The sequence below is a fragment of the Shigella sp. SIG6 genome (genome assembly GCF_053555815.1).
On sequence record NZ_JBQZXC010000002.1, the window covers coordinates 75002 to 92046 of the forward strand.

Annotated in this window: 20 protein-coding genes and 3 pseudogenes; 11 read left to right on the plus strand and 12 right to left on the minus strand. The window is 51.6% G+C overall.

What is annotated here, in order from left to right; all coding sequences use genetic code 11:
- Positions 1–6 precede the first annotated feature (6 nt).
- From ACUU1M_RS00885 to flgB, 8 genes and pseudogenes are all read right to left on the minus strand, one after another.
- Positions 7–705 (minus strand): flagellar basal body L-ring protein FlgH, encoded by a 699-nt coding sequence (locus tag ACUU1M_RS00885; protein ID WP_005074362.1) that lies wholly within the window; start codon positions 703–705, stop codon positions 7–9.
- Between the two features lie 52 nt (positions 706–757).
- Complete coding sequence (gene flgG / locus ACUU1M_RS00890) at positions 758–1540, minus strand: flagellar basal-body rod protein FlgG (protein ID WP_152028836.1); 783 nt, start codon at positions 1538–1540, stop codon at positions 758–760.
- A 137-nt stretch (positions 1541–1677) separates the two neighbouring features.
- Positions 1678–2265: pseudogene (gene flgF / locus ACUU1M_RS00895) on the minus strand (flagellar basal body rod protein FlgF); the annotation flags it as partial.
- A gap of 101 nt (positions 2266–2366) precedes the next feature.
- Positions 2367–2429, minus strand: a pseudogene (locus ACUU1M_RS00900) (hypothetical protein); the annotation flags it as partial.
- 19 nt (positions 2430–2448) lie between these two features.
- Positions 2449–3657: a flagellar hook protein FlgE gene (gene flgE / locus ACUU1M_RS00905; RefSeq protein WP_199882169.1), complete on the minus strand. Its 1209-nt coding sequence runs from the start codon at positions 3655–3657 to the stop codon at positions 2449–2451.
- A gap of 24 nt (positions 3658–3681) precedes the next feature.
- Positions 3682–4377, minus strand: coding sequence for a flagellar hook assembly protein FlgD (flgD, locus tag ACUU1M_RS00910; protein WP_000020486.1), 696 nt, complete (start codon positions 4375–4377; stop codon positions 3682–3684).
- Positions 4378–4388: 11 nt separating this feature from the next.
- Positions 4389–4792, minus strand: a pseudogene (gene flgC / locus ACUU1M_RS00915) (flagellar basal body rod protein FlgC).
- Positions 4793–4795: 3 nt separating this feature from the next.
- A complete protein-coding gene (gene flgB, locus ACUU1M_RS00920; protein ID WP_000884702.1) occupies positions 4796–5212 on the minus strand; it encodes a flagellar basal body rod protein FlgB in 417 nt (138 codons plus the stop codon).
- A 154-nt stretch (positions 5213–5366) separates the two neighbouring features.
- On the opposite strand from flgB, the gene flgA reads away from it, so the two are divergent.
- From flgA to flgN, 3 genes are all read left to right on the plus strand, one after another.
- Positions 5367–6026: a flagellar basal body P-ring formation chaperone FlgA gene (gene flgA, locus ACUU1M_RS00925; RefSeq protein WP_000955718.1), complete on the plus strand. Its 660-nt coding sequence runs from the start codon at positions 5367–5369 to the stop codon at positions 6024–6026.
- A gap of 75 nt (positions 6027–6101) precedes the next feature.
- Complete coding sequence (gene flgM / locus ACUU1M_RS00930) at positions 6102–6395, plus strand: flagellar biosynthesis anti-sigma factor FlgM (RefSeq protein ID WP_000020877.1); 294 nt, start codon at positions 6102–6104, stop codon at positions 6393–6395.
- 4 nt (positions 6396–6399) lie between these two features.
- On the plus strand, positions 6400–6816 hold the full coding sequence (gene flgN / locus ACUU1M_RS00935) for a flagella biosynthesis chaperone FlgN (protein ID WP_000197368.1): 417 nt from the start codon (positions 6400–6402) through the stop codon (positions 6814–6816).
- Between the two features lie 39 nt (positions 6817–6855).
- Here flgN and murJ read toward each other — a convergent pair whose 3' ends face one another.
- The 4 genes from murJ to rimJ form a co-directional block, all read right to left on the minus strand.
- The gene (gene murJ / locus ACUU1M_RS00940) at positions 6856–8391 is read right to left on the minus strand and encodes a murein biosynthesis integral membrane protein MurJ (protein WP_001050672.1); all 1536 of its coding nucleotides are present in this window, start codon (positions 8389–8391) and stop codon (positions 6856–6858) included.
- 166 nt (positions 8392–8557) lie between these two features.
- Entirely contained in the window at positions 8558–9424 is an 867-nt protein-coding gene (locus tag ACUU1M_RS00945; RefSeq protein WP_449144636.1) for a Gfo/Idh/MocA family protein, read from the minus strand.
- A gap of 1 nt (position 9425) precedes the next feature.
- The gene (locus ACUU1M_RS00950; RefSeq protein WP_000877088.1) at positions 9426–10073 is read right to left on the minus strand and encodes a YceH family protein; all 648 of its coding nucleotides are present in this window, start codon (positions 10071–10073) and stop codon (positions 9426–9428) included.
- A 10-nt stretch (positions 10074–10083) separates the two neighbouring features.
- Positions 10084–10668, minus strand: coding sequence for a ribosomal protein S5-alanine N-acetyltransferase (gene rimJ / locus ACUU1M_RS00955; RefSeq protein WP_000468186.1), 585 nt, complete (start codon positions 10666–10668; stop codon positions 10084–10086).
- Positions 10669–10903: 235 nt separating this feature from the next.
- Between rimJ and mdtH the strand changes: the two genes are divergently transcribed.
- The 8 genes from mdtH to ACUU1M_RS00995 all read left to right on the plus strand — a co-directional run bounded on the left by mdtH (position 10904) and on the right by ACUU1M_RS00995 (position 16926).
- Positions 10904–12112: a multidrug efflux MFS transporter MdtH gene (gene mdtH / locus ACUU1M_RS00960; RefSeq protein ID WP_000092228.1), complete on the plus strand. Its 1209-nt coding sequence runs from the start codon at positions 10904–10906 to the stop codon at positions 12110–12112.
- Positions 12113–12175: 63 nt separating this feature from the next.
- Positions 12176–12823 carry a glutaredoxin 2 gene (gene grxB, locus ACUU1M_RS00965; protein WP_000780912.1) on the plus strand — a complete coding sequence of 216 codons (648 nt, stop codon included), beginning with the start codon at positions 12176–12178 and terminating at the stop codon, positions 12821–12823.
- 133 nt (positions 12824–12956) lie between these two features.
- Positions 12957–13517 (plus strand): lipoprotein, encoded by a 561-nt coding sequence (locus ACUU1M_RS00970; protein WP_005074347.1) that lies wholly within the window; start codon positions 12957–12959, stop codon positions 13515–13517.
- A 105-nt stretch (positions 13518–13622) separates the two neighbouring features.
- A complete protein-coding gene (pyrC, locus tag ACUU1M_RS00975; RefSeq protein ID WP_000126534.1) occupies positions 13623–14669 on the plus strand; it encodes a dihydroorotase in 1047 nt (348 codons plus the stop codon).
- Between the two features lie 73 nt (positions 14670–14742).
- Entirely contained in the window at positions 14743–14988 is a 246-nt protein-coding gene (gene dinI / locus ACUU1M_RS00980; protein WP_024229637.1) for a DNA damage-inducible protein I, read from the plus strand.
- A 289-nt stretch (positions 14989–15277) separates the two neighbouring features.
- Positions 15278–15532: a biofilm formation regulator BssS gene (gene bssS / locus ACUU1M_RS00985; protein WP_000414428.1), complete on the plus strand. Its 255-nt coding sequence runs from the start codon at positions 15278–15280 to the stop codon at positions 15530–15532.
- A 114-nt stretch (positions 15533–15646) separates the two neighbouring features.
- Positions 15647–16765, plus strand: a complete 1119-nt coding sequence (gene solA / locus ACUU1M_RS00990; RefSeq protein ID WP_000872813.1) for an N-methyl-L-tryptophan oxidase — start codon at positions 15647–15649, stop codon at positions 16763–16765.
- Between the two features lie 47 nt (positions 16766–16812).
- Positions 16813–16926 carry a YceO family protein gene (locus ACUU1M_RS00995; RefSeq protein WP_001253418.1) on the plus strand — a complete coding sequence of 38 codons (114 nt, stop codon included), beginning with the start codon at positions 16813–16815 and terminating at the stop codon, positions 16924–16926.
- Positions 16927–17045 lie beyond the last annotated feature (119 nt).

The window sequence follows — 17045 nt, forward strand, 5'->3', positions numbered from 1 at the left end:
CCTCACTTACATTGGCGACAGGTTAAGGAAGAAACGCTGCAACCAGCCCATATTTTGCGCTTCGTTAATGTAGCCATTGCCTACGTATTCAATACGCGCATCCGCCACCTGAGTAGACGGTACGGTATTGCTGCCGCTGATAGTGCGTGAATTAACCACGCCCGAGAAGCGAATAAATTCGGTACCCTGATTAATGGCAATCTGTTTTTCACCCACCACATGCAGGTTGCCGTTGACCAGTACCTGGTCAACCGTCACCGTCAACGTGCCGCTAAAGGTATTGCTGGCATTGGCCCCGCCCTTTCCGTTGAACGTGTTACCACCGGAGGCTTCGACATCGGCACGAGCGTTACCAAACAGCCCCTGCAAATAGCGCGGCACAGTATCAAAGCCAAAATTAGTTTTACCGTCACGGCTGGCATTCGCAGAGGAGCTTTTGCTGGCGCTGACGTTCTCCTGCAACACGATGGTCAGCGTATCGCCAATATTGCGTGGTCGACGATCTTCAAACAGCGGTTGATAGCCATAGTTAATCGGCTGAGCAGACTGGAAAATAGAACCGTTGGCGACGGGCGTCGGACCGGGAACCGGTTGTGCACTGGTCGCCCCCTGCACCAGCGGCGTGGAGGGTATCCAGGCGCAGCCGGTTAGTGAAAGCACCAACAAGCTGGAAATGGCATAAGTATGCGCAGCGTTTTTTTGCATGGCTATCATCTTCAAAAATCAGTAAACCGGTGAACCTGCCACCGGTTATGCCTTAGAGTTGCGTCAGTTTTTGCAGCATCTGATCGGTGGTGGACACCGCTTTACTGTTGATTTCGTAAGCGCGTTGCACCTGAATCATATTGACCAGTTCTTCCGCCACGTTGACGTTAGACGTTTCAACATACCCTTGATACAGCAGTCCCGCGCCGTTCAGGCCCGGCGTGCTTTCGTTCGGTGCACTGGAGGATTGCGTTTCGGTGTAGAGGTTTTCGCCAATGCTCTCCAGTCCGGTATCATTCATAAAGGTGGTGAGATTGAGCTGCCCAACCTGAACCGGAGCTGCCTGGCCTTGTTGGGTTACGCTGACCACGCCATCACGACCGATGGTGATACTTAACGCATTCGCCGGAATGGTGATCGCTGGCTGCACCTGAAAACCACCAGCCGTCACCAGCTGCCCGTTCTGATCCACCTGGAAAGAGCCGTCACGGGTATAGGCTGATGAGCCATCTGGCAACATTACCTGGAAAAAGCCCTGCCCTTTAATCGCGACATCTTTGCTGTTATTGGTCTGCGACAGATTGCCCTGGCTGTGTAAGCGTTCAGTGGCGACCGGGCGTACCCCCGTGCCGATTTGTAATCCGGAGGGTAAGGTGGTTTGTTCGGAAGACTGTGCCCCCGGCTGGCGAATGGTTTGATAAAGCAGATCTTCAAACACCGCGCGCTGACGCTTAAAACCGTTAGTACTGACGTTTGCCAGGTTGTTGGCAATGACGTCCATATTGGTTTGCTGGGCGTCAAGGCCCGTTTTGGCGATCCATAATGAACTGATCATATAATGTCCTGTAGTGGATTGCTGACAAGCAGAGCAGAAGCACGCGACAGTGTGAATTTCCCCTCACCCTAACCCTCTCCCCAAAGGGGCGAGGGAATAGTTCGCGCGCTTTTATTGCAATGTCATCAATCGTTCAATTAACTCATCGACAGCAGTTGGTTGGCACGGCCTGCGTTATCATCGACGCTGCTGATCACCTTCATCTGCATTTCAAAACGCCGCGCGCTGGCAATCATGTCGCTCATTGCCGCAACGGCATTGACGTTACTGCCTTCCAGAACCCCCGACATCACACGCAAGGTTGGATCTGCCTGCAGTACCGGCCCTCGCGTGGCCTGGGTTTCTGCGCTTAAACGAAAAATGCCGTCGTCACCGCGCTGCACTTCGCTGCCCGTGGCTTTCACCAGTTTCAGACGCCCTACTGGCGCAACTGTATTTGCCGGATCGCCCGGATTGAGCGCCGAGATTGTGCCATCGGCAGCAATCGTGATTTCCGCCCCTTCCGGCACAGCAATTGGCCGCGCCTCGCCTATCACCGGATGCCCCTGAATTGTCAGTTGCCCGGTGGGATCAACCTGAATGCTGCCATTACGCGTATACCCTTCGCTGCCGTCAGCGGTCTGCACGGCCAGCCATCCTGCTGCAACGCAACGTCCAGCGGGCGCGAGGTGTAATCCATCTTGCCGGGCGTCATGTCTGCACCCGGTGTTGACGCCGTTACCAGCGTGCGCGTGGGCAGTGAAAGCCCTTCCACCGGCACTGCGCGCAAGGCGTTTAACTGCGCGCGAAAACCGGGCGTAGAGGCATTGGCCAGATTACTGGCGGTTACCGCCTGTTGATTCAGCGTCTGGCTGGCTGCTCCCATCGCAGTATAAATTGCGTGATCCATTGAGCTATCCCGTCAGCGATTAGCGTAAGTTAACCAGCGTGTTGAGGATCTGGTCCTGGGTTTTGATGGTCTGGGCGTTAGACTGATAGTTACGCTGGGCAACGATCATATTGACCAGTTCTTTACTGAGATCGACGTTGGACGCTTCCAGCGCACCGTTGGTCAGGGTGCCAAAGTTTCCCGTCCCGGCTGTCCCCAACAGCGCCACGCCAGAAGATTGCGTCGCAGACCAGACGTTGTCGCCTTCGGATGCCAGACCTTCGTTGTTGGCAAAGTTCGCCAGTACAATCTGCCCCAGCAGTTGGGTTTGTTCGTTGGAATAGTTGCCGACAACCGTACCGTCATCATTGATTTGATAACTCACCAGATCGCCCGGTTTGTAGCCATTCTGGGTGGTTGCCACAATGTTGTTAGCGCCGGTATTTTGCTGCATGGAGTTGAGGAAGCTCAGACTAAACGTGGCGGGTTCTGCACCGTTAATTGCGCCGGTTGCGATATTATTCGCCATCGCACCATCCACTAATGTGCCATTAGCATTAAATTCCAGTGTTGTCGCTGTCTTCGCAATGCTGTTTGGATCACTGCTATCCTGGGTGTAGACCTGCCAGTTATTATCCCCGGTCTTCACAAAATAGACGCTCATGTCATGAGCATTACCCTGACTGTCGAAAACAGTCACCGAACCTTTTTTGTTATAGCTATCCGCATTGCTGGCGCTGAATGGCGTAACAGTAGGAAGCGGATCACTGGAATTCAGGTTGATCTGCATCGACGCCGTGGTGGTAGTTTTCGCTGCCATCAGGGTATTCGGGATCGAAATATTGGTCGGATTCGCCCCTTGCTGAATAGTCGGCGGCGTACCGGTTGCCGGGTAACCCGTCAGCTGTAAACCTTGCATATTCAACAGGTTACGGTTTTCATCCAGCATAAATTGTCCGTTACGGCTGTAGAACACCGAACCATTGCTGTCTACCAGACGGAAAAAACCGTTCTGGCTGATAGCAACGTCCAGACCTCGCCCGGTGTTGGTGGTCGTGCCATCGGTAAAGTCCTGAGTGATACCGGCAACTTTTACCCCCAGTCCCACTTTCGAACCGGCAAACATATCGGCAAAAGAGGCCGTGCCTGATTTAAAGCCGTAGGTGGCGGAGTTGGCGATATTGTTGCCAATAACATCGAGGTTGGTGGCGGCAGCGTTTAATCCGCTAACCGCTTGAGAAAAGGCCATGACTGACTCCTGAAATGTGAAGGCTTAAATTATCTGCCGTACTTCGTCGAGGGTGGTGGTGCCGTAAGTGCCGAGATCCAGCGTATTACCGCTGTTGCCGCGGATCACACCCTGCACCAGAGCAAACTGCAGCGGCTGGGCAACCAGTTGTGTACCACCGTTACTGGCGCTAATCGCTACATTGTAAGAACCGTTCGGCGCAGTGCTGCCATCAGTCAACGTACCGTCCCAGGTGAAACTGTGAACTCCGGCGGTCAGTTCACCAATATCAATGGTGCGCACAACCGCGCCATTTTTATCGGTGATGGTGGCCGTAACTTTGTCTGCCGCCTGTTGCAGCTCAACACCAAACGGCGTGGTCGTGGTCACAGCCCCTTCTTCACTGCCGGTTCCCGCAAGAACAGTTGTGCCGGGGATCATCACGCCGTGACCGATCAGGTTACTGGCCTGTAACGACTGGCTGTTATCAATCTGTCCGGAAATAGATCCGAGCGTGGTATTGAGTTTTTCAATCCCGCTGACCGTGCTGATTTGTGCCAATTGCGACGTCAGCTCGTTGTTTTCCATTGGATTGGTCGGGTCCTGGTTTTTCAGCTGCGCCACCAGCAAAGTCAGAAAACTGCTTTGTAAATCTGCGGCGTTGCTGCCCGTGAGCGAACTACTGCTGGTGGTACTGACGCCGGTATTTGTCGGATCGGTGGTGGTTACCGCAATGGACATAGCTTTCTCCTTTATTGACCGAGCGTAAGGGTTTTCAGCATCATGCTTTTCACCGTGTTGAGCACTTCAACATTGGCCTGATAGCTGCGTGACGCCGACATGGTGTTAACCATCTCCCCGACGACATCAACGTTCGGCATTTTTACGTAGCCCTTTGCATCTGCCAGCGGATTACCTGGTTCATAAACCAGTTTGTCCGGGGCCTGACTTTCTTAACATCGGCAACCTTTACGCCGCCTGTCGCAGCACCTGGTGCAGCGTTAACCTGGAATACCACCTGTTTTGCCCGATATGGCTGTCCATCAGGACCGGTCACGCTATCAGCATTTGCCAGATTACTGGCCGCCACGTTCAGGCGCTGGGACTGGGCAGTTAACGCCGACCCGGCGATATCAAAAATATTCAGCAGTGCCATCCGTTAATTTCCGCTCTGTAAAACGTTCATCATGCCTTTGATTTGCCCGCTCAACGCGCTAAGGCTCATCTGGTATTGCAGGCTGTTATCGGCAAACTGGGTGCGTTCGCGATCCATATCGACGGTATTACCGTCAAGCGAAGGCTGGTCCGGAATACGGTATTGCAGTTCTGCGGTAGGAGGCGTCAGCGCCTGCGCCGGGATGTGTTGCGTTGAGGTCATCGTCAGTGCAACCACACTGGTTGCATCCCGTCCACGTTGCATGACTTTTTTAAGTTCACTGGCAAAATCGATATCGCGCGCCTGATAACCAGGGGTATCGGCATTGGCGATGTTTGCTGCCAGCACTTCCTGACGCTGGGCGCGCAGATTGAGCGCCTCTTGTTGAAAACGTAAGGCGGCGTCGAGCTTATCGAGCATATCTCCTCCGCAGGTATCAAAATTCTGCCATCAGCTTAAATGCCTTTACGCGCGCGTTATCGGCGGAATAAACGCAAAATGGGTCGCTATTTATGCCGTTGATGGTCATTGCGGACAGGTACAATTCACGTTGTAGAAATGGCTGGGGGCGAAAATGCTGACAATAAAACGTAGCGTGGCGATCATCGCGATACTGTTCAGTCCGTTAAGTACGGCGAGCAATCTCACATCGCAATTGCACAACTTTTTTAGCGCCCAACTCGCGGGGGTAAGTGATGAGGTTCGTGTTTCTATTCGTACAGCGCCCAATCTACTACCGCCATGCGAGCAGCCATTGCTTTCGATGAGCAATAATTCCCGCCTGTGGGGCAATGTGAATGTGTTGGCACGCTGCGGTAACGACAAACGATATTTACAGGTTAATGTGCAGGCCACAGGAAATTATGTGGTTGCCGCGATGCCTATTGTGCGGGGAGGAAAGCTGGAAGCTGACAATGTCAAACTGAAACGTGGACGCCTGGATACCCTGCCACCGCGTACGGTGCTGGATATCAATCAACTTGTTGATGCCGTTAGCCTGCGCGATCTATCACCCGATCAACCTATCCAGTTAACCCAGTTTCGCCAGGCATGGCGGGTAAAAGCGGGACAACGCGTCAATGTGATCGCCAGCGGTGATGGGTTTAGCGCCAACGCAGAAGGTCAGGCGCTGAACAATGCAGCCGTCGCACAGAATGCGCGGGTGCGCATGGTATCGGGACAGGTAGTCAGCGGCGTTGTTGATGCAGATGGGAATATTCTTATAAACCTGTAAGCTGTTAAAGATTACCCGTCCCTTGCCGATAAATAAGCAACACATGATAAAAGCGCCCTCAATGAGGAATAAACCATGAGTATTGATCGCACTTCGCCTCTGAAGCCTGTAAGCACCGTTCAACCGCGCGAAACCACTGACGCGCCGGTAACGAACAACCGGGCGGCAAAAACAACCGCCTCCACCAGCACCAGTGTGACGTTAAGCGACGCGCAAGCAAAACTGATGCAACCCGGCAGCAGTGATATCAATCTTGAACGTGTCGAAGCGTTAAAACTGACGATTCGTAACGGTGAACTAAAAATGGACACCGGCAAAATTGCCGATGCGCTGATCAACGAAGCGCAGCAAGACTTGCAGAGTAACTGATCGTATGACACGTCTTGCAGAGATCCTCGACCAGATGTCCGCTGTGCTTAACGATCTCAAAACGGTAATGGTTCAAGAGCAGCAACATATCTCTATGGGGCAGATCAACGGCAGCCAGTTGCAATGGATTACAGAACAAAAAAGCTCACTGCTGGCGACGCTGGATTACCTCGAACAGTTACGCAAGAAAGAACCCAATACAGCAAATAGCGTTGATATTAGTCAACGCTGGCAGGAAATTACTGTGAAAACGCAGCAACTACGCCAAATGAATCAACATAACGGCTGGTTACTGGAAGGACAGATTGAGCGCAATCAACAGGCGCTGGAAATGTTGAAACCGCATCAGGAACCGACGCTATATGGGGCGAACGGTCAGACCTCAACACCCCATCGCGGCAGTAAAAAGATTTCGATCTGAATATTATCTCCGGCCTGCACTGCAGGCCGGAATGCATTGTTACACCGTCCGGCGGGCAAATTCTTTAACTTTGAAGCCCAGTACCGCCAGTGCAGCGAAGTACGCGGCAATCCCCGCCAGCACGACCGCCATTAAACGCAGTAAGCGCCAGGGCATGGTACCCAATGACCACTCCGGCATGATATGTAACATACCTAAAAGCACGCCAGACATCACCAGTACCGCCACCACCAGACGCAACAGAAACGCCATCCAGCCGGGTTGCGGAGTAAAGATTTTCTGCTTACGCAACTGCCAGTAAAGCAGCGAAGCATTCAGACACGCCGCCAGACCAATAGAAAGTGACAGCCCGGCATGTTTCAACGGACCAATAAACGCCAGGTTCATCAATTGCGTTAAAATCAGCGTAACGATGGCAATTTTCACTGGCGTTTTAATGTCCTGCCGGGAATAAAAGCCAGGAGCCAACACTTTCACTACAATCAGGCCAATCAAACCCACCGAGTAGGCAATTAACGCCCGCTGGGTCATCAGCGCATCAAACGCGGTAAATTTACCGTACTGGAACAGCGAAACGGTTAACGGACCTGAAAGAATGCCCAACGCAACCGCACTCGGCAGTGCCAACAGGAAACAAAGACGCAACCCCCAGTCCATCAAACGGTTGTATTCATCATGATTGCCACTGGCAAAACTTTTCGACAGCGACGGCAGCAAAATGGTGCCAAGCGCCACGCCCAGCACACCGGAGGGAAACTCCATTAAGCGGTCGGCGTAATACATCCAAGACACCGAACCGGAAGCAAGAAACGAGGCAAAAATGGTGTTGATGATTAAGGAGATCTGGCTCACAGAGACGCCAAGGATCGCCGGTCCCATCTGTTTCACCACGCGCATTGCTCCAGCATCGTGGAAGTTAATGCGCGGCAGGACCAGCATGCCGATCTTCTTCAGGTGCGGTAGCTGATACACCAGCTGCAGGATGCCGCCGACCGTAACAGCCCACGCCAGCGCCAGCACCGGTGGGTTAAAGTACGGTGCGGCAAACAGCGCGAAACCAATCATGCTGATGTTAAGCAGTGTTGGCGCAAACGCCGGAATCGAGAAGCGGTTCCACGTATTCAGAATCGCTCCCACCAGCGACGCCAGGGAGATCAGCAAGATATAGGGAAAGGTAATCTTTAGTAGCTGGCTGGTCAGGGCAAATTTGTCAGCTGTGTCAGCGAAGCCTGGCGCGGTCACCATGATCACCCACGGTGCGGCGAGCATGCCAGCGACCGTCACAACCGCCAGCGCAAGTGTCAGCAGGCCAGAAACATAAGAGACAAAGACCCGCGTGGCGTCTTCACCCTGCTTACTTTTATATTCCGCCAGAATCGGTACAAATGCCTGGGAAAATGCCCCTTCGGCAAAGATACGGCGTAACAAGTTAGGAAGTTTAAAAGCGACGAAAAAGGCGTCGGTTGCCATCCCTGCGCCAAAGATTCTGGCGACAATTGCGTCTCGTGCGAAGCCAAGCACACGCGAAAACATGGTCATCGAGCTGACGGCGGCCAGCGATTTTAATAAATTCATCGGTGTTCTAATCCGGACCCACGGGCAAAACGCCTGCAAGGCAGGCGCTGAAAGAGGCGAATAGTCTACCTAGATTATGGTGAATTGCTACCGCCAGATGTTACAGGGTTTATTCACTCATCGCATCGCGCCAGATCTTGTCAACGATACGTTGCGCCAGCACTGCCTATTCGCCGGCGGTTTGCGGAATTGTCTGATTTTGCACGTATTCAATGAAGTGCCGCGCACAGCCGACAAATCCACGTTGCTCAAGAGTGCTCTGCCAACCAGGAATCGGTTTATTCACTACACCCTGCCCGCGCTCCTCACGCCATTCGCGCATATCCGTAATGTCGATGAGCGCACCGTCAGTCACGGCCTGCACGGTTTCACGCTGACTTCCGGCACGGCGATGCATACAAGTGGTGATCTGCAAAGGACCGGCCGAAAAATGGTGCTCGGCAAACAGCATTTCGCCAGCGTCGTTAGTCAGTAGCGTACCGCCATCCAGAGAGGCTTTGCCGCCCGACAACCACAGCGCGGTATCCACCACATGCAGATAATCATCCAGCAACGTGAAATAAAGATCGTGTGGCCCGACGCTATTGCTACGATGTTTATCCATTCTTAGCGAGGCTGCGGTGGCGAGTTGCGTTTTTAACTCACCGTAGAGTGGTGCGAAACGACGGTTAAAACCGACCATCAACGTCAGTTTTTTCCGCGCCGCCAGTTCCACCAGCCTTTCAGCATCGCGCAGATTTTCTGCCAGCGGTTTATCGACACAGACATGTACCCCCGCATTGAGTAACGTACTGACCACGTCAAAGTGGCTGGCGGTGCTGGAGTGCACAAAAACCGCATCACAACTGGCGGCAAGGCTGGATAACGAATCGGCATAAGGAATGCGCCAGCTGTCACAAATTGGCAGGGCTTTGGCGCGCGTAGGCGACCAGGCTCCTTGTAACGTCCAGTCAGACGCTGCCGCCAGCACCGGTAACCACGCTTTTTGCGCAATGCCGCCTAATCCCACTACGCCGATACGTAATTTTTTCACTTTAATCTCCCAGATGGGCCAGCAACGAATCAAGACGTTGTTTCAGTTCTGCCACTTCGATTTCCAGGGCTTCGACGCGGGTCTGTAAATCACCGTCAACCATGTTCGACATAGCCGTTACCGCCGGCTGATCTTCAACCTCACCACTGAAAAGATGCATGTAGCGGCTTTCGCGTTTACCCGGTTCGCGGGCCAGACGCACCACAAAAGGACCATCTTCGCGATTCGCCAGTTGTTCCAGCGTCGACTCCACTTCCGCCATATCGCTGAATTCATACATTCGCGCGGCGCGGCTGCGCAGTTCACCCGGCGTCTGGGCACCACGCAATAACAACGTGGTGATTAACGCCACTTCTGCGGCGCTCAGTTTCAGATCGCCAAATTCTGAATTACAAAAACGTTGCTCATATTTGGTGACCCGATTACCAAAACCGCTCACTGTGCGTAGATAATGACGTTTGACCAGATAATCCAGCTGTTCCTGCACTTCGGATTCACTCAGATTCATGACCGGTTCACGGTTCATTTTCTGATTACAGGCCGTGACTACACCATTGACTGAGAGCGGGTATTGCTCCGGCGTGGTCACCTGCTTTTCCAGCAAGCAACCAATTACGCGAGCTTCCAGGGCAGTAAGTTGATATTTCATGAGATTCTCCTTAGCGGCCGGGCGTCCAGTCTGGGGTAGTTAATGCCGTCAGTACGTGATCGCGCCATTGTCCATCAATCAACAGATAGTCTTTCGCATAGCCTTCTTTTTCAAAACCCAGTCGCGCCAGTAAATCACCGCTGCGTTTATTGTGCGGCATATAATTAGCCATAATGCGATGAATATGTTGGGTGCGCTGCATATAACGAATGGCTGCGGTCAGGGCTTCAAACATGAGTCCTTTGCCCTGCCATTTTTGCCCAATCGAATAACCGAGATAGCAGGCATGAAAAGAGCCGCGAACAACATTGGAAAAATTGGCAACGCCAATAATCTCTTTTTCGTCCGGGTCGAATAAGCCAAAGTAGAAAGCTGAACCTTGTTTATGAAATTCGTTAATCATCCCTAGCCTGGCCTGCCAGCCTGATGGATAACAGTGGCTTTCGTCGCGCACTGGCTCCCAGGGCTTGAGGAAATGGCGATTCTCTGCGTAATAATCCGCCAGACGCCAGGCATCACGATCATGCACCAGACGCACGACCAGTCGGTCTGTGGTTAAGCGCACTTTTGGCACGTTACTGCGATAGCCAAACATTCTATACCTACTCCTTCCCGTAACGTCTTTAATACGCTGTAAGTATTACTATACCTGCGCAACCAGACCCTGTGAAAAGTCCAAAATGCCATTTTCTGCATTATTCACATATTTGATAAAAACTCTCTATCAAAGCGACGTTTTGATAAAAAAATATTGTCCCCGAAGTGATGGGAAAAGTCTTAGCGGCAATGCAGAATAGAAAGTGCTCATCTTTTATTTCCCGGGAGGGGAAATGTCCCGCGTATCGCAGGCGAGGAACCTGGGTAAATATTTCCTGCTCATCGATAATATGCTGGTCGTGCTGGGGTTCTTTGTTGTCTTCCCGCTGATCTCTATCCGCTTCGTTGATCAAATGGGCTGGGCCGCCGTCATGGTCGGTATTGCTCTCGGTCTACGCCAGTTTATTCAGCAAGGTCTGGGTATTTTCGGCGGCGTAATTGCCGACCGCTTTGGTGCCAAACCGATGATTGTTACCAGTATGCTGATGCGCGCCGCCGGATTCGCCACAATGGGTATCGCCCACGAACCGTGGCTATTGTGGTTTTCATGCCTGCTCTCGGGACTCGGCGGCACGTTGTTTGATCCGCCGCGTTCGGCGCTGGTGGTGAAACTAATCCGTCCACAACAACGTGGTCGTTTTTTCTCGCTGTTGATGATGCAGGACAGTGCCAGTGCGGTCATTGGCGCATTGTTGGGGAGCTGGCTGTTGCAATACGACTTTCGCCTGGTCTGCGCCACAGGGGCCGTTTTGTTTGTGCTATGTGCGGCGTTCAATGCGTGGTTGTTACCGGCATGGAAACTCTCCACCGTACGCACGCCCGTTCGCGAAGGCATGACCCGCGTGATGCGTGACAAGCGTTTTGTCACCTATGTCCTGACGCTGGCGGGTTACTACATGCTGGCTGTACAAGTGATGCTGATGCTGCCAATTATGGTCAACGACGTGGCTGGCGCGCCCTCTGCCGTTAAATGGATGTATGCCATTGAAGCGTGTCTGTCGTTAACGTTGCTCTACCCTATCGCCCGCTGGAGTGAAAAGCATTTTCGTCTGGAAAACCGGTTGATGGCTGGGCTGTTGATAATGTCATTAAGCATGATGCCGGTGGGCATGGTCAGCGGCCTGCAACAACTTTTCACCCTGATTTGTCTGTTTTATATCGGGTCGATCATTGCCGAGCCTGCGCGTGAAACCTTAAGTGCTTCGCTGGCGGACGCAAGAGCTCGCGGCAGCTATATGGGGTTTAGCCGTCTGGGTCTGGCGATTGGCGGCGCTATTGGTTATATCGGTGGTGGCTGGCTGTTTGACCTGGGCAAATCGGCGCACCAGCCAGAGCTTCCGTGGATGATGCTGGGAATTATTGGCATCTTCACTTTCCTTGCGCTGGGTTGGCAGTTTAGTCAGAAACGCGCCGCGCGTCGTTTGCTGGAACGCGACGCCTGATTTGATACTCCCCCCTGACTCCTCCATACTGAAAGTGAACTGACAGCCAAATGGAGGAGTCACGTGAAGCTATACATTTACGATCACTGCCCTTACTGCCTCAAAGCCCGCATGATTTTCGGCCTGAAAAATATCCCCGTCGAATTACATGTTCTGCTCAACGACGACGCAGAAACACCCACCCGGATGGTCGGTCAAAAACAGGTTCCCATTCTGCAAAAAGATGACAGCCGCTATATGCCAGAAAGCATGGATATCGTTCACTATGTCGATAAACTCGACGGCAAACCGTTACTGACCGGCAAACGTTCCCCTGCCATTGAAGAGTGGCTGCGCAAGGTCAATGGCTACGCCAACAAACTGCTGTTGCCGCGTTTTGCCAAATCGGCATTTGATGAGTTTTCTACTCCCGCCGCGCGCAAATATTTCGTCGACAAGAAAGAGGCCAGCGCGGGTAATTTTGCCGACCTGCTGGCCCACTCTGACGGTCTGATTAAGAATATCAGCGATGATTTGCGTGCGCTGGACAAACTGATCGTCAAACCGAACGCCGTGAATGGCGAACTTTCGGAAGATGATATTCAGCTATTTCCGCTACTGCGTAATCTGACGCTGGTAGCCGGAATCAACTGGCCAAGCCGCGTTGCTGATTACCGCGATAATATGGCGAAACAGACACAAATCAATTTGTTATCATCAATGGCGATTTAATCCTGACCCGCCGCGGCAGCCTGTATTCGCGGGTTGCCGCCGTTTTCAGTTTTTTCTGCTGGCGAGTTTATCGCTGGTGACACATGCTGCGTTGTGTCAGGATATTGACGCAGATTTCATGTCGAGGACTACCATGAACAAGTTTTTATTTGCCGCTGCATTGATCGTCAGTGGCCTGCTCGTTGGCTGTAATCAACTCACCCAATACACCATCACCGAACAAGAAATTAACCAGTCGCTTGCGAAACATAATAATTTCTCAAAAGATATCGGTTTACCCGGCGTGGCTGACGCCCATATTGTTCTGACAAACTTGACCAGCCAAATTGGTCGCGAAGAGCCGAATAAGGTTACCCTAACCGGAGACGCCAATCTGGACATGAACTCCCTGTTCGGTAGTCAGAAAGCGACCATGAAACTGAAGCTGAAAGCGCTGCCCGTGTTTGATAAAGAAAAAGGTGCGATCTTCCTGAAAGAGATGGAAGTGGTCGATGCGACGGTACAACCGGAAAAAATGCAAACGGTGATGCAAACGTTGCTTCCCTATTTGAACCAGGCATTACGCAATTACTTTAACCAGCAACCTGCTTACATCCTGCGCGAAGATGGCAGTCAGGGCGAAGCAATGGCGAAAAAACTGGCGAAAGGCATTGAAGTGAAGCCAGGCGAAATTGTCATTCCGTTTACGGATTAATGACGAGGGCGCATTCGCGCCCTTTATTTTTCGTGCAAAGGAAAACGTTTCCGCTTATCCTTTGTGTCCGGCAAAAACATCCCTTCAGCCGGAGCATAGAGATTAATGACTGCACCATCCCAGGTATTAAAGATCCGCCGCCCAGACGACTGGCACCTTCACCTCCGCGATGGCGACATGTTAAAAACTGTCGTGCCGTATACCAGCGAAATTTATGGACGGGCTATCGTAATGCCCAATCTGGCTCCGCCCGTGACCACAGTTGAGGCTGCCGTGGCGTATCGCCAACGTATTCTTGACGCCGTACCTGCCGGGCACGATTTCACCCCATTGATGACCTGTTATTTAACAGATTCGCTGGATCCTAATGAGCTGGAGCGCGGATTTAATGAAGGCGTGTTCACCGCTGCAAAACTTTACCCGGCAAACGCAACCACTAACTCCAGCCACGGCGTGACGTCAATTGACGCAATCATGCCGGTACTTGAGCGCATGGAAAAAATCGGTATGCCGCTACTGGTGCATGGTGAAGTGACACATGCAGATATCGACATTTTTGATCGTGAAGCGCGCTTTATAGAAAGCGTGATGGAACCTCTGCGCCAGCGCCTGACTGCGCTGAAAGTCGTTTTTGAGCACATCACCACCAAAGATGCTGCCGACTATGTCCGTGACGGAAATGAACGGCTGGCTGCCACCATCACTCCGCAGCATCTGATGTTTAACCGCAACCATATGCTGGTTGGTGGCGTACGTCCGCACCTGTATTGTTTACCCATCCTCAAACGCAATATTCACCAACAGGCATTGCGTGAACTGGTCGCCAGCGGTTTTAATCGAGTATTCCTCGGTACGGATTCTGCGCCACATGCACGTCATCGCAAAGAGAGCAGTTGCGGCTGCGCGGGCTGCTTCAACGCCCCAACCGCGCTGGGCAGTTACGCTACCGTCTTTGAAGAGATGAATGCTCTGCAGCACTTTGAAGCATTCTGTTCTGTAAACGGCCCGCAGTTCTATGGCTTGCCGGTCAACGACACATTCATCGAACTGGTACGTGAAGAGCAACAGGTTGCTGAAAGCATCGCACTGACTGATGACACCCTGGTGCCATTCCTCGCCGGGGAAACGGTACGCTGGTCCGTTAAACAATAAAAATCGTAGCTTCCTGTTGTCATTAGGTTATTTTACCTGTATAAATAACCAGTATATTCAACAGGGGGCTATTATGCGAATTGAAGTCACCATAGCGAAAACTTCTCCATTGCCAGCTGGGGCTATTGACGCCCTGGCTGGCGAACTTTCCCGCCGTATTCAGTATGCGTTTCCTGATAATGAAGGCCACGTATCGGTACGTTATGCCGCAGCGAATAATTTATCGGTTATTGGCGCAACAAAAGAAGATAAACAGCGCATTAGCGAAATTCTCCAGGAAACGTGGGAAAGCGCCGATGACTGGTTTGTCCGCGAATAATATGCAGTGATTTTTGTTTTTGCCGGGTCGCCCCGGCTTTTTTATTTTACTTACGAATTTTGAGTACAAAATTTCTACACTTCCTCAAAATAATTGCACAATATGCTAAAAAAATATGAATGACATGCTGTTTTATTGTTCATATAAATCTTAAAAGCAGAAATTTATCTGTTCCCCCCTTTAAAAATTCGGTGAATACCCTTACTTATTGGTATACTGAAGTTGCTTCAGATAAAAACGCATTGAACCTCGAATAACGTTGTCTAGTAACACGAATTAGGGGGCCATGATGGAAAAAAATAATGACGTCATTCAGACTCATCCGCTCGTAGGGTGGGACATCAGCACCGTTGATAGCTATGATGCGCTGATGTTGCGTTTGCACTACCAGACCCCAAATAAGTCCGAGCAGGAAGGGACTGAAGTTGGTCAGACGCTCTGGTTAACCACTGATGTTGCCAGACAATTTATTTCGATATTAGAAGCAGGAATCGCCAAAATTGAATCCGGTGATTTCCCGGTAAACGAGTATCGGCGTCATTAACATGACATGACCATCCACCCAAAAGGCACCTCACCGGTGCCTTTACCATTTCTGGGTTGTATATCTGCATTCAGTTAATTACTCTGCTTAAACCATGAGAGCAGAGAGAAAAAAATGAAATACGATCTCATCATTATTGGCAGCGGTTCCGTAGGCGCTGCCGCCGGGTATTATGCAACCCGCGCCGGTTTAAACGTGCTAATGACCGACGCCCATATGCCACCGCATCAACACGGCAGCCACCACGGCGATACGCGATTAATTCGCCATGCTTATGGTGAAGGCGAAAAGTATGTCCCGTTGGTCCTCCGCGCGCAAACGCTGTGGGATGAACTTTCCCGCCACAACGAAGATGATCCCATTTTTGTACGCTCTGGTGTCATTAACCTCGGCCCGGCTGACTCCGCATTTCTCGCCAACGTCGCCCACAGCGCCGAACAGTGGCAACTCAACGTTGAAAAGCTCGATGCGCAAGGGATTATGGCCCGCTGGCCAGAAATACGCGTCCCGGACAACTACATCGGCTTATTTGAGACTGATTCCGGTTTTTTGCGCAGCGAACTGGCGATTAAAACCTGGATCCAACTGGCGAAGGAAGCGGGCTGTGCGCAACTGTTCAACTGCCCGGTCACCGCAATTCGTCATGACGATGATGGCGTAACTATTGAAACGGTTGACGGTGAGTATCAGGCGAAAAAAGCGATTGTCTGCGCGGGAACATGGGTAAAAGACCTGCTCCCGGAGCTGCCTGTCCAGCCCGTACGTAAAGTATTTGCCTGGTATCAGGCCGATGGCCGCTATAGCGTGAAGAATAAATTCCCGGCGTTTACCGGTGAACTGCCCAATGGCGATCAATATTATGGTTTTCCGGCAGAAAACGACGCGTTGAAGATTGGCAAACATAACGGAGGCCAGGTTATCCATTCAGCGGATGAACGTGTTCCGTTTGCGGAAGTGGCCAGTGATGGGTCAGAAGCCTTCCCGTTCTTGCGCAATGTATTGCCGGGTATCGGTTGCTGCCTGTACGGCGCTGCCTGCACCTATGATAATTCGCCTGACGAAGATTTTATTATCGATACCCTACCCGGCCACGATAATACACTGCTCATTACCGGCCTGAGTGGGCACGGTTTTAAATTTGCGTCAGTTTTAGGGGAAATAGCTGCCGATTTTGCGCAAGACCAAAAAAGCGATTTTGATTTGACGCCATTCAGGCTTTCCCGCTTCCAATAATCATCATTACGGCCTCCAGAATGAGGCCGTTTTTACAGGAGTATTTAATGCGTCGGCTGTTGCACTATCTCATCAATAATATTCGCGAGCATCTGATGCTTTATCTTTTTCTCTGGGGATTGTTGGCAATTATGGATCTGATCTATGTGTTTTATTTTTAGTTTTCCGCACTGACATAAACTGACAAATATTTAATCTCCCTTTCATTTAGCGTGAAAAATTGAATGAGATTATTCCTGCTTCTACAGCACTCACCAGACATCTCTGATGCTGAACCCAC

What these genes read in the sequence shown, in the direction of transcription:
- flgB (WP_000884702.1), bottom strand. Translation starts at nt 5,212, where the DNA reads ATGCTCGATAAGCTCGACGCCGCCTTACGTTTTCAACAAGAGGCGCTC.
- ACUU1M_RS00970 (WP_005074347.1), top strand. Translation starts at nt 12,957, where the DNA reads ATGAACAAGTTTTTATTTGCCGCTGCATTGATCGTCAGTGGCCTGCTC.
- dinI (WP_024229637.1), top strand. Translation starts at nt 14,743, where the DNA reads ATGCGAATTGAAGTCACCATAGCGAAAACTTCTCCATTGCCAGCTGGG.
- flgG (WP_152028836.1), bottom strand. Translation starts at nt 1,540, where the DNA reads ATGATCAGTTCATTATGGATCGCCAAAACGGGCCTTGACGCCCAGCAA.
- solA (WP_000872813.1), top strand. Translation starts at nt 15,647, where the DNA reads ATGAAATACGATCTCATCATTATTGGCAGCGGTTCCGTAGGCGCTGCC.
- murJ (WP_001050672.1), bottom strand. Translation starts at nt 8,391, where the DNA reads ATGAATTTATTAAAATCGCTGGCCGCCGTCAGCTCGATGACCATGTTT.
- mdtH (WP_000092228.1), top strand. Translation starts at nt 10,904, where the DNA reads ATGTCCCGCGTATCGCAGGCGAGGAACCTGGGTAAATATTTCCTGCTC.
- flgE (WP_199882169.1), bottom strand. Translation starts at nt 3,657, where the DNA reads ATGGCCTTTTCTCAAGCGGTTAGCGGATTAAACGCTGCCGCCACCAAC.
- ACUU1M_RS00950 (WP_000877088.1), bottom strand. Translation starts at nt 10,073, where the DNA reads ATGAAATATCAACTTACTGCCCTGGAAGCTCGCGTAATTGGTTGCTTG.
- flgM (WP_000020877.1), top strand. Translation starts at nt 6,102, where the DNA reads ATGAGTATTGATCGCACTTCGCCTCTGAAGCCTGTAAGCACCGTTCAA.
- flgA (WP_000955718.1), top strand. Translation starts at nt 5,367, where the DNA reads ATGCTGACAATAAAACGTAGCGTGGCGATCATCGCGATACTGTTCAGT.
- flgN (WP_000197368.1), top strand. Translation starts at nt 6,400, where the DNA reads ATGACACGTCTTGCAGAGATCCTCGACCAGATGTCCGCTGTGCTTAAC.
- bssS (WP_000414428.1), top strand. Translation starts at nt 15,278, where the DNA reads ATGGAAAAAAATAATGACGTCATTCAGACTCATCCGCTCGTAGGGTGG.
- ACUU1M_RS00995 (WP_001253418.1), top strand. Translation starts at nt 16,813, where the DNA reads ATGCGTCGGCTGTTGCACTATCTCATCAATAATATTCGCGAGCATCTG.
- pyrC (WP_000126534.1), top strand. Translation starts at nt 13,623, where the DNA reads ATGACTGCACCATCCCAGGTATTAAAGATCCGCCGCCCAGACGACTGG.
- rimJ (WP_000468186.1), bottom strand. Translation starts at nt 10,668, where the DNA reads ATGTTTGGCTATCGCAGTAACGTGCCAAAAGTGCGCTTAACCACAGAC.
- ACUU1M_RS00885 (WP_005074362.1), bottom strand. Translation starts at nt 705, where the DNA reads ATGCAAAAAAACGCTGCGCATACTTATGCCATTTCCAGCTTGTTGGTG.
- flgD (WP_000020486.1), bottom strand. Translation starts at nt 4,377, where the DNA reads ATGTCCATTGCGGTAACCACCACCGATCCGACAAATACCGGCGTCAGT.